Source organism: Pseudomonadota bacterium (genome assembly GCA_039033415.1).
Lineage (GTDB): Bacteria > Pseudomonadota > Gammaproteobacteria > Xanthomonadales > SZUA-38 > JANQOZ01.
Map to the genome: position 1 here is coordinate 133,087 of JBCCCR010000015.1, position 10,668 is coordinate 143,754.

At 62.2% G+C, this 10,668-nt stretch carries 11 protein-coding genes; 2 read left to right on the plus strand and 9 right to left on the minus strand.

Going from position 1 to position 10,668, the window contains the following annotated elements:
- Positions 1 to 7 precede the first annotated feature (7 nt).
- The 5 genes from AAF358_14065 to AAF358_14085 form a co-directional block, all read right to left on the minus strand.
- On the minus strand, positions 8 to 538 hold the full coding sequence (locus tag AAF358_14065; GenBank protein ID MEM7706680.1) for a polysaccharide biosynthesis/export family protein: 531 nt from the start codon (positions 536 to 538) through the stop codon (positions 8 to 10).
- Positions 539 to 670: 132 nt separating this feature from the next.
- A complete protein-coding gene (locus tag AAF358_14070; GenBank protein MEM7706681.1) occupies positions 671 to 1,879 on the minus strand; it encodes an outer membrane beta-barrel protein in 1,209 nt (402 codons plus the stop codon).
- A gap of 81 nt (positions 1,880 to 1,960) precedes the next feature.
- The gene (locus AAF358_14075) at positions 1,961 to 3,310 is read right to left on the minus strand and encodes an O-antigen ligase family protein (GenBank protein ID MEM7706682.1); all 1,350 of its coding nucleotides are present in this window, start codon (positions 3,308 to 3,310) and stop codon (positions 1,961 to 1,963) included.
- A gap of 7 nt (positions 3,311 to 3,317) precedes the next feature.
- Complete coding sequence (locus AAF358_14080; GenBank protein MEM7706683.1) at positions 3,318 to 4,382, minus strand: hypothetical protein; 1,065 nt, start codon at positions 4,380 to 4,382, stop codon at positions 3,318 to 3,320.
- Complete coding sequence (locus AAF358_14085; GenBank protein ID MEM7706684.1) at positions 4,372 to 5,604, minus strand: glycosyltransferase family 4 protein; 1,233 nt, start codon at positions 5,602 to 5,604, stop codon at positions 4,372 to 4,374. The genes AAF358_14080 and AAF358_14085 overlap by 11 nt, the downstream gene beginning before the upstream one ends.
- Positions 5,605 to 5,633: 29 nt before the next feature.
- Between AAF358_14085 and AAF358_14090 the strand changes: the two genes are divergently transcribed.
- Complete coding sequence (locus tag AAF358_14090; GenBank protein MEM7706685.1) at positions 5,634 to 6,911, plus strand: hypothetical protein; 1,278 nt, start codon at positions 5,634 to 5,636, stop codon at positions 6,909 to 6,911.
- Here the strand turns inward: AAF358_14090 and AAF358_14095 are convergent.
- The 4 genes from AAF358_14095 to AAF358_14110 are packed head-to-tail and all read right to left on the minus strand — an operon-like array spanning position 6,833 to position 9,792.
- A complete protein-coding gene (locus tag AAF358_14095; protein ID MEM7706686.1) occupies positions 6,833 to 7,462 on the minus strand; it encodes a WcaF family extracellular polysaccharide biosynthesis acetyltransferase in 630 nt (209 codons plus the stop codon). The genes AAF358_14090 and AAF358_14095 overlap by 79 nt on opposite strands.
- On the minus strand, positions 7,452 to 8,237 hold the full coding sequence (locus AAF358_14100) for a glycosyltransferase family 2 protein (protein ID MEM7706687.1): 786 nt from the start codon (positions 8,235 to 8,237) through the stop codon (positions 7,452 to 7,454). The genes AAF358_14095 and AAF358_14100 overlap by 11 nt, the downstream gene beginning before the upstream one ends.
- The gene (locus AAF358_14105; protein MEM7706688.1) at positions 8,234 to 9,436 is read right to left on the minus strand and encodes a glycosyltransferase; all 1,203 of its coding nucleotides are present in this window, start codon (positions 9,434 to 9,436) and stop codon (positions 8,234 to 8,236) included. Before AAF358_14105 ends, AAF358_14100 begins: the two co-directional genes overlap by 4 nt.
- Positions 9,436 to 9,792, minus strand: coding sequence for a glycosyltransferase family 4 protein (locus AAF358_14110; protein ID MEM7706689.1), 357 nt, complete (start codon positions 9,790 to 9,792; stop codon positions 9,436 to 9,438). The genes AAF358_14105 and AAF358_14110 overlap by 1 nt, the downstream gene beginning before the upstream one ends.
- Positions 9,793 to 9,809: 17 nt before the next feature.
- Here AAF358_14110 and dapA point away from each other — a divergent pair, with 17 nt between their 5' ends.
- Positions 9,810 to 10,487 (plus strand): 4-hydroxy-tetrahydrodipicolinate synthase, encoded by a 678-nt coding sequence (dapA, locus tag AAF358_14115; GenBank protein ID MEM7706690.1) that lies wholly within the window; start codon positions 9,810 to 9,812, stop codon positions 10,485 to 10,487.
- Positions 10,488 to 10,668: the final 181 nt, after the last annotated feature.

A 10,668-nucleotide genomic window follows, 5' to 3' on the forward strand; every position in this document is an offset into this window, starting at 1 on the left:
GCGGCCCTCAGAAGAAGCTTTCCTCCACGGTCAGGATATCACCCGGCCCGAGCGCGTCATCCAGTCCGACCTTACTCCGGTCAGACTCGCTCGTTCCATCGCGCACAACAAAAATCTTTTTCAGGCTCGCTCGGTCGGTGGTGCCGCCCGCCAGCGACAGCGCCTTGCGAACGGTCATGCCCGGTTCGAAGCTGAAATTGCCCGGTGCGTTTACCGCACCGCCAACGTAAAACGGGCGGTATTCTGAGATGCTCACCGAGACTTTCGGGTCGATGAGATAGTCACCTTTGAGTCCGTCGTGAATCATCCGTGTCAGCTGCTCAGTGGTCAGGCCGGTGACGCTCAGCTTCCCCAGAAACGGGTAGGAGATCCGACCCCCCTCGTCGACCCGGATGCGCGGCGACAGATCGTCTTCGCCGTAAACAGCAATCTGCACCAGATCGCCCGGCGCAAGCTGGTAGTCTGCCCAGGCTGGCGCAAACCACAGCAGGGCGCAGCCCAGCAGGATTACCCATCTGCTTTGTCTGGTGCCTTTCATACCAACCTCCTCGCAGGCCAATGTTCCATTATCGTCAATACGTTAGCGCAGCTTAAGAAAAGCCTGCGACACCCTGATCGTGCCTCTTTTGACCCCGTTGATCCGCTATTCTCTCGGCAGTTAAGCAATTGTTTACAAACTGAGCTGGACCGACAGGAGCAGCTCGTTCCGCGTGTAGTCAAATCGCTCCAAGGTCGACTCCCGTTCGACCCGCCGCAGGCCAGCCCCTACCAGCATCCAGCGTCTGAACTGATAGTCCGCGCTGATGCCGACCCGGACAATGTCATCATCACGACCCTGTGGCCTGAAATCCTCGTTCGACACGGCCAGATCGATGGAAGTCACAAATCTCGGCCGCCAGTTGTGACGCCAGCTCAAGCTGGATTCCCGCCTCACCAGCAAGTTAGCGCCGCCAAACGCTTCATCGGTTGAACGCCGGCTGAGCACGCTCACCTCTGTGCGCTCTTTCGGACGCCACGACGCCCTGAGTTCCCAGAACGAACCACTGAAACCGGGCAGCTCCGGGTCATCAAAGTCCCGATCCAGCTGGCCGACCAGTACCTGCCCATCGGTTTTGGAACCCGCCTCCCACGCTAAACCCACTGCAACGGTCTGCTCCTCGCTGTCGAGGTTTGCCTGTTCGTAGTCGACGTCAGCCTGGGTCACCCGGGCCACGACGGTTGTGCGCGGCGCGACCCGCCAGCCAAATTCGGCCCCGGCGAGGAACAGTCGGTAGTCGCCGACGCCGGTGAAATCCCGATTGTTGCGATAAGTCTTGTCTCGCCCCTCGGCAAAGACCGCCAGCTGACCACGCGCTCCCTGGGCGCCATAGGTATAGCGACCGTTGATGCTGTCGAGATCGTACTGATCCACGTCGCGGTCCAGGGTCTCGTTAAAATTCTCGCGCAGACCTTCCCCCCGTCGGTCGTGCCCGCGCCCTCGTGCTGCGGCCAGCAGCAGCGCCGAGCGAACGCTGGGATCGTACTGCCACCGCGCCGACAGCTCGAAGTCTTCGTAATCGTCAAAACTTGAGCCCGTAAACTCGCCGCGATCCAGCGCCGCCTGCAGGCGGACCTCGCTCCGGCGCGTTGAGGTTTCGAGCCTCAAGGCCGGCTGCAACAGCACATACTCAGACTCCTGCGGCTCGTTGGCACTCAGGGCCAGGTTGTCATCAAAGCCAACGGAGATGCCCAGCGTCGGGTAGAGGTCCCAGGGCCCGAGCGGCACCGCCGCCTCCTGGCTCCGGGCAGGGTCAGACAGCAGCAGAGCCAGCGTGAAAAACGCAGCGGCTCGAGTGAGCTTCTTGGCAAACCGCCCACCGGTGCAAAAACCCGTTTCCAAACTGTCCTCAGTCCTCGCGGCCCGGCGGTCTGCCGTTAGCCCACAATTCTAAGTGAAAATCGAAAAATCCGCAGTAGATTATTAAATTTTAACAGTTTTTCCCGACACGGTCGGGACGTGTTGCGCCGCATAACCCAGCGCCAGGACCAGCGTGAAATACGCCGCGCAGGCAGGGATGCGCAGGTTGAAGTCCACGGTGCCCTGCATGGCGCCGGCCGCCATGGCCATCAGCACCGAGAACCCCAGGCCCTTCATCAGGCGATTATGCCGTTCCCGCATGGCGCGGAAAGCGGCAATCCACGCCCCCAAAATCCAGGCGCCTAGCGGCAGCAAGCCGATCACACCGTATTCGAGCAAAAATTCCAGGTAGTCGTTGTGAGCGTGATCGAAGAATTTACGCAGATCGACCGGCCGGTAGGCCGGGAAGATGTGCTCGAAGGTGCCACCTCCGGAGCCCAGCCACAGAAAGTCTTTTGCCGCCCGCCAGGTTTCTGCGGAAATATTCAGCCGATCGCTGTCGGCGCTGACCCGCGCGAGGCTGTCGTACTGCCCCGTGCCCTGCAGGCGTTCGACCACCTGCTCGAACCCAAACCACGTCCCAACCAGGGCGATATCGATAATCAGGAGCGTGCTGAGCAGCACCAGGATTTTTTTGGGCATTGGACGCATCACGATAAGCGCAAGCAGCGCCGTCAGCAGCAGGGCGGCAAAAAAAGCGCCGTTCCCCATGCGGGAGCGGCTGAGCACCAGACCGATCACCATCACGACGAGCATCAGACGCAGCCGCATGGCGGGCCCGAGCATCCAGCGCAGCAGGTCCCGGGTTCGCCGGGAAAATCCTTGCCCGCTGCGACGCGTACCGGCCTGCCCTAGGAGGAGCCCAACACCCAAGGCCAGGCAGGTGACGAGCAGACCGGCGTAATGATTCCGGTTCACAAACGTCCCGGTGGCGTAGCCGATGCCGTAACGCTTGGGTTCCAGCAGCAGCCACTCCACGCCGCTCAACGTCATCAGCGACCCAAACATCGCCTGCGCAAAGCCCGCCAGCAGCATCGCCAACGCGAGCCATCGGAGCCGGCTCGGCCGAGTGAGCAGCAGCGCCGCCAGCAGGAACAGCCCGGCGTAGAAGAAAGACTGGACGGTCGTTACGGAAGACGTAAAAACGTCTTGCGAGATCGCCCCACCTGGCCAGGGGATCAGCTGCAGCAGGTTCGCAGCAAGCCAGACGGCCAGCAGCAGCAAAGCCATTCGGTAGCGCTGCCAACAAAGCCGCCATTGCTCTACCCCGACACACAGCGCCGCGACGGTGATCATCCCGAAAGTGAGGACCGCGTAAGCAAGCCAGACCGGATTACGATTGCCGCCCCAGAGCAGGGGCAGCGTGAACACCAGGCACAGCAGCGTGCCGTAAAGAACCCGGTCGATCGTCAAACGCGCGTCAGACAGCGGGCACGTCGCTCACTTCACGGCCCAGCCAGCGGCGTCGACGCCAGGCCCGGGACACGACGGCGTGGTAAACGCCTGCCAGCAGTAGGAACGCATAGAAGCGCCACCATTGCGGCACCGCCAGCCATTGGCTGAGCAGCCCGCTGGCCGCACAGGTTGCGGCAAGCAGCCAAAGGCACAGCACGCTCGAACGACGAGAGAAACCCGCCCGTAAAAACAGATGATGCAGGTGGTCCTGGCCCGCACTGAACGGTGACTCCCCGCGTCGGGGTCGTTCGATCAGGACATAGACCGTATCCAGCAGAGGAACAGCGAGCACCCACAGGGCTGTGACCGGGTCAATGACGGCCGCGGTCCCCTGCGACAGATCGATCAGCAGCCAGGCCAGCAAAAAGCCCAGCCACAGGGTTCCCGCATCACCCAGAAACACGGCCGCCGGCCGGCCCAGACGAAAATTGGCGAGCAGGAAGACCCATACCGACGGCAGAATCGCGGCAAACAGCAGAAGCGTGTCGGTCCGTCCGGCCACCAGCGCTGCAGCGGCGAGGCTGAGCAGCGCAATGCTGACCAGTCCTCCAGCCAGGCCGTCGACGCCGTCGGTCATGTTGATCGAGTTGATGACGCCCACCGTGCAAAACACCGTAATCGGCAGCGCCAGCGCCCCTAGCATTAGCTCCCGGCTATCGAGGAGCTGTCCAAACGAGACCAGCTCAACGCCGCCCGCCATCACCATCGCCAACGCAGCAAGAATCTGGGTCGCGAAACGCGAACGAGCCGAAAGCTCCCGAAAGTCATCCAGCAGGCCCACCAGCAGCAGCGCTGCGCCGGCACCGAAAAGAATACGGTACTCACCGAGGCCCACGGGTACCGCGAGCAGCCCGAAGACACACCCCCCAAATACCGCGAGGCCGCCGACTAAGGGCGTCGCGGCGCCATGGATCTTTCGCGTATGGGGCTGGTCCACTAAACCGATGCGAGCGGCGACGGGGACAAACCCCTTCAGGAGCAGCGCGCAGCTCAGCGCGGAGACCATCGCGGCCAGCAGCTCAGGATTCATAGGCCATCTCCGAGGTGTCCGGGCGAAAACCCAAATCGTCTAATAATGCTTCCCAGCGGGTCTGGCTGCGGCTCAGGCTGAACTGCGCCCGGGCCAGGCTGCCGGCCCGCCGCCCCATAGCATTCACCCCCGGCCTGTCGTCAGCGAGACGACGCAAGACCTGCGCCAGTTCTTCGCTGGACCCAGCCACACAGCCGCAGCGGTTCCGGCGAAGATAGCGAGCGATATCCCCTGCTTCGCTCCCGAGATAAACCGCTGGCCTCGCCACCGCCGTGACGGGGTAAAACTTACTCGGGACAATCAGCCCTTCCAGTTCGGGTTTCAGGGCAATGAGGTGCAGGTCCCCGGCCGCCAGACACTCCGCCAGCTCAGACTCTGGCTGGTAAGGCAGGAACCGGCAGTTCGGCAGCCCGGCACAGCGCTGGCGCAGCCGTTCCATCCCGGCGCCGCCCCCGATCATGACAAACCGGATCGCGGGATGACCCGCCAGGTTTTCGATGCAGCGTCCGATCCAATCGTGTGGGTGAGCACGGCCAAGGTTGCCGGCATACATCACGACAAAAGCGTTTTCGTCGAGCCCCCAGCGCTTACGAGGCTCCCGGCCGCCCTTGTGCGCGGACAGCTCAGTGACGTTGCAGCTGTTTTCGATCAGATGCTGCCGGGATTCTTCCATTCCCAACGCCGCCAGCCGCCTGGCCATCAGGCGACCAATGACCACATTTCGCTCGGCTCTTTTCAGGCCAAGATTCCTTAGGGCTCTCGGCAGGATGGCGCCACGGCGGCTCAGCACGCCCAGCTCCACGGCCACTTCGGGAAAGAGATCCTGCAGCCAGTTCACCAGTAAAGCGCCTCGCAGGGCCAGCACGGGCCAGAGAAACGCTGACAGCATCGGCGGATCGGTTTTGCAAACGACCAGCTCCCCACGCCTGAGGTGCTTCAGCAGCCACCAGCTGGCGGTCGCAATAAACGCCAGGTAGTCGGCGGTCCGTCCCGCCAATCCCCGACGCCCGAAGCGGCTGGTGGCCAACCGATGTACCTCCACCCCGTCCAAAGACTCCCGAGCCGGCAGCCTCGCGGCTGGCTCCTCATAGCGCTGATCGCTGGTCAACACGTGCACCCGATAGCCGCGCCGGGCAAGCCCCACGGTCAGTGCGGTCAGCACCCGGGCGGTGGCCGACTGGTCGGGTTGGTAGTAGCGATTGATAAACACAATGCGTTTCAAATCGGCGCTTTGCTCCGTATTCTTAAGCGATGTCTCCACGGCTGCTGATCATCTGCCCCCATTTTCCGCCGACCAACGCCGCCGACGGTCACCGGATCCGAATCTGCGCAGCTGGGCTGATCAGTCGCGGCTGGCAGCTGGACGTGCTTTGCTGCGAACCGGACGACCTGCCGATCAATCAGTCGCCTCGCCTCGTAGACACCCTGCCCTCGGAGCTGACGATTCACCGTGTCCCCTGCCGTCCGACGCTGCTCGGCCGCGTGGTCGGTGCCAGCACTACCAGCCGCAACGCCCGCCGCTTTGTACAGCGTCGCGGCGACGAGCTGCTGGCTCGGGGAGACTATGTCGGCGTGCTGTTTTCCACGACCGCCTTTGGCCTGCTGCCGCTGGGGCTTCGCTGGCGTCAGCGGTTTGGTGTGGACTTTGTCATCGACCTGCAGGACCCGTGGCTGCAGAGGCTGCCCGACGGCGTCAGCCCGCCGGGCGGAACGTTTCGTTACGGGCTCGCCATGGCGCAAGCAAAGCGCTGGGAGCCAGCGGTGACGAACACGGCAGCCGGCATTGTCTGCGTCTCGCCCAACTATGAGAGCCAGCTCAAAGCTCGCTACCCTGGCCTGACGGACAAACCGTTTCTGGTTCTTCCGTTCGGTGCGGCCGCAAACGACTTCCACCGCGCCGCCGGCGAAGCCAGCCGTCAGAATTTTTTTGACGGCCAGAGTGATCAGCTCCAGCTCGTCCATGTGGGCCGTGGCGGTGAGGACCTTTGGCCATCCCTGCGTCCTCTGCTCGAGGCTTTGCAGGCCAGCAATACGCCGTCTCACCTGCATTTGATCGGGACCTCTTACGCCCCAGCCGGCCGCCAGCGGGCCTCGCTGCTGCCGCTGGCCGAGGCGGCTGGCTTCGCCGACTCGCTCAGCGAATACCCGGCTAGGGTGGACTACTTCCTGGCCCTTCGCTGCCTCAGCGAGAGCGCGGGGATCGTCGTGCTTACCTCGAGCGACGCGGCTTACAACGCCTCGAAGATCCACAACTGTGTTCTGGCCGGGCCGCCGGTGCTGGCGCTGGTCCACGACGGCAGCGTCGCGCAGCGGTTGTGGCAAGGACTCGCGCCGCAGCTGACGCTCATAGACTGCGCTTCGCCGGACGCGGTCAACGCCATTGGTCGATGGCTCGAGCAGCTCCCTGCGGAGCCGGTAACGCTTGAGGACTACCCGTTTGAGGCCGACCATCAGGCGGAGGCGCTGTCGTCTTTCCTATCGGCGGTGCTGTCTCCGGCCGATGAAGCCGGAACACCACGATCCACCTGACGCTCACCGCAAGCTTCGGCTGGGTTGCCCCGATAGCGGGTCCAGGGCTCCGCATCAGTGATCAGCACGGACCCCAGCTGCAGGATAGCGCCCTCGCCGAGCCGGCAGCCTGGACCAATCACCGAAAAAGCTGCGGCCCAACTCTGGTCCTCCAGCACAATTGGTGCGGTAATAAGGTCGAAGGTGGGGAGGCGGGAGCTATGACTTCCCGTACAAAAATAAGTGCCCTGGGACACACAACAATGTCGACCGATCGACACCGGCGCCAGATTGTCGATCCACACCCCCTCACCGAGCCAGGAGTCATCGTCGACGGTCAGGCGCCAGGGGAACTTCACCCGTAGCCGGGGTTTGACAACCACGCCGTCGCCTAGCTTCGCACCGAAGGAACGCAGCAGTGCGCAGCGCCATCCTGAGCCGGGGAGCGACGAGGCCAGCAGAGTGCCAGCAACCAGCCAGAGCGCCTCAACCCACCGCGGCCGCCCGCGATCGAAGGTGCGGTTGTCGAAGTGATCGAGGCGAACTTTCGGCGAGGCCTTGTCAGCCGCCATGGCCCTCATCCCCGAGCGCTGTCTGGCCCTGATCATCGAGCTGGTGGAGCGCAAGGTTGAGTTCCGCCAGCAGCCGTTGATAGGCGTAAAACCAGCCGCGCCTGCCCTCCAGGATTCCCCCTTTGAGGACTAGCACATGAAAAAACACCGTTAGCGGCGCCAGCCAGGGGCGCCGGCGAATACGATCGGCCACGCTTAAGCGTTGGCTGCTGGCCAGCTTGTCCGCCTCCTGGCGAGCATAGCGATCCTGGGACCCAACCCAACGCGACAGCGGCTTGCGGTCGTCGTGGGCGATTCGGGCTTCCAGCATGCCGACGGCGCCGGGCACCAGCAGCTTCTCAGCGTGGCCGTCCACCTCGTAGCGACAGCGCTGGGTCATCAGCAGGACCGGACGCGACGGCAGGATGGCGCAGCGCACGGGTTTGCCCCAGACGCAAAACTGAAAACGCGCGGCAAACGCCTGCCGATTTCCGGGATCCAGGGCCTCAAGCTCGATCGCCAGCGTTTCGCTGACCTGGTGATCAGCATCGAGCGACAGGGTCCACGGTGTTTCCACCGCCTCCAGCCCAAAGTTTCGCTGCGCAGCAAAGTTGTCAAACGGCCTTTCCAGCACGTCTACCGCGCCATGGCGTTGCGCGATGGCGAGCGTGCGGTCGCTACTGCCGCTGTCGACCAGCACGATGCGGCTGGCCCAGGCGAGCGCCCCAAGGGTACGTTCAAGGTTGGCCTCCTCGTTGAAGGTGAGCAGCAGCGGCGTGACGTCACTCAGCTTCATGCGGCCGCCAGAATCTGCTGGTAGTGCGTTTTCAGCTGGCGGGCCACGCCGGGCCAGCTGAAACGTTCTCTGGCCAGCTGCCGACCCGCGGAGCTCATTCGACGCCTGAGCCCGGGATCCTGCCCCAGCTTCAGCAGCCCGTCAGCGATCGATGGCTCCGCGCCACTGACCACCAGACCCGCACCGGCCTCACCCACCTCCGAAGCTAGTGCCACCGCTTCGCTCACAAGAACCGGCAGGCCGTAGCCCAGGGCTTCGAGTACCGCGACGCCAAAATTCTCGGAATACGAGGGCAGCACAAAAAGATCCGCAGACTCAAGCAGCGCATGTTTCTCGGCGCCCTGCACCCAGCCGACGAACTGCACGCGATCACCCAGCTTGAGCTCGTCTGCTTGTGAGCGCAGGTTCGTAACGTAAGAGGCGTCACCGCTGCCGGCCACCGTCAATACCGCACCGGGTAGCGATGCTGCAACCTGGCTGAACGCGGCGAGCAATCGTTCCAGCCCTTTCTTTGGATCCAGTCGACCGAGAAAGAGAATCGACGTCATCGCCCCGGCGGGAGTCTGGGCATCAACCGAAGCCTCTGGCTCAACGCTGTAGCGGTCCGTCGCCGGCGATTCGACCGCCGGCAGGTTGATGCCGTGCGGCACCACCAGTCCGCGAACCGACAGGCCGGCTTGCTGGCACTCAAGCTGCTCCTGGCGAGACGTGAAGTGGACTCGATCGGCAGCTTCCAGATTGGCCTTTTCCAGCAGCCGCAGGTACACCCTTTTTCGGGTCGACTTCTGCCCCAGTGACCACAGGCAAAGCTGGCCCAGCGGTCGGCAGAGATAAGGTCGAGATGCCAACCGAGCCCAACGCATCGCCTGCGATGAGAGATACGAGAACACCGCATGGACATGCACGAGATCCCACTGAGCGCCGTTTTCGCGGAGCCAGTCCAGGGCACCGGGTGCCACGATGTGTTCGTCATACCACCGCATTCCCTTGAGGTTTCGGGGAAAGGCGAGTACCGGCACGTCCTGGTATTCAAACCAATCGCCTAGCGGGATGTCGCTGTTGTCTGGACCATTGTCATTGGTGGTCAACAGCGCGGAGTCGACGTCGGCTCCGCGCAGTGCGCTGATCATCGGTGCCATCGCAGCGCTGGGGCCGCCGCGGCAGGGAGCAATAGAGGGTATGACGTGCAGCACCCTCATCAGGCCTGCTCCAACATGTGGACAACACCCTGACTCATGGCGTCAAAGCCAAACTCTGCCTTAGCCAGCGCCTGGGCGTTTCGCCCCCAGCCGGCCAGGCGCTCGGGCCGAGAGAGTGCTTCGCCGAGCGCCGAGGCCAGGGCAGCCTCATCGTCGTGTGTAAACACCGCACCCGTATCCCGGCCGGCAATCATGTCAGGGCCGCAACCGACGCGATCACTGACAAGAGCGGGCAATCCCAGGGAAAAGGCTTCGTTCACCACCAGGCCCCAGGTTTCGGTAATCGACGGGAGCACCAGCAGATTGGCAGCCGCGTAGATTGCCGGCAAGGCCCCCTGATTTCTGAACCCGAGCATGTGAACCCGTGCACGTGGTGAATGGGCGTATTCCCGTGATTGCTGGGACAGGTTCAAACGCAACATCTGAAGCTATTGATTTAACACTGGATGCGAAGGAAGCCGGCGCGGATGCGTGCTTGGTTGTGACTCCTTATTATAATAAGCCAACACAGGATGGAATTATTGCGCATTTTAAAGCCCTTCATGACACCTGTGATTTTCCGATGATTTTGTATGATATCCCAGGCCGCAGTGTCGTTGAGATGAGTGTTGATACCATTGCCACGCTGGCCGAATTGCCAGGCATCGTTGGGATTAAAGATGCGACCAATGATTTATCCAAAATCTGCGCCATGCGGGAGCGCGTTAGCGATGATTTTTCTATTCTATCAGCTGAAGATCCAACTGCTGCTGGTTTATATGCGCTAGGTGGGCATGGGGTGATTTCAGTGGTTGCCAATGTGGCACCGGCCCTTAGCGCGAAAATGTGGGAAAGTTGGGATGCTGGTGACATTAAGCGCTTTGGTGAAATCCGAGATTTGTTGGCTCCGCTGGGGCGTGATTTATTCTGCGAGAGCTCTCCCGCGCCGGTGAAATATGCCATGCAGAAGCTAGGCTTTGGGTCAGATGAAGTGCGCTTGCCGCTGCTGCCAGCCACGGAAGCTGCGCGCGCCAAAGTTGATGCCGCGATGAAGCATGCAGGTTTGATATAGGGGCGGTTTTCATGGCCTCAGGTGAAAGAAATATTGATATATTACTGAAAGATATGGTGCCAGTTTTACAACCGGAAAGCTATGTTTTCTGCTTGATTGACGGTGAGTTTGCGGAGTGCACAGCTTATGATCCTGTGATGGTGTTTCGTGAAAAAGGTAAGCTGGCGTTGATTGTGCAGCA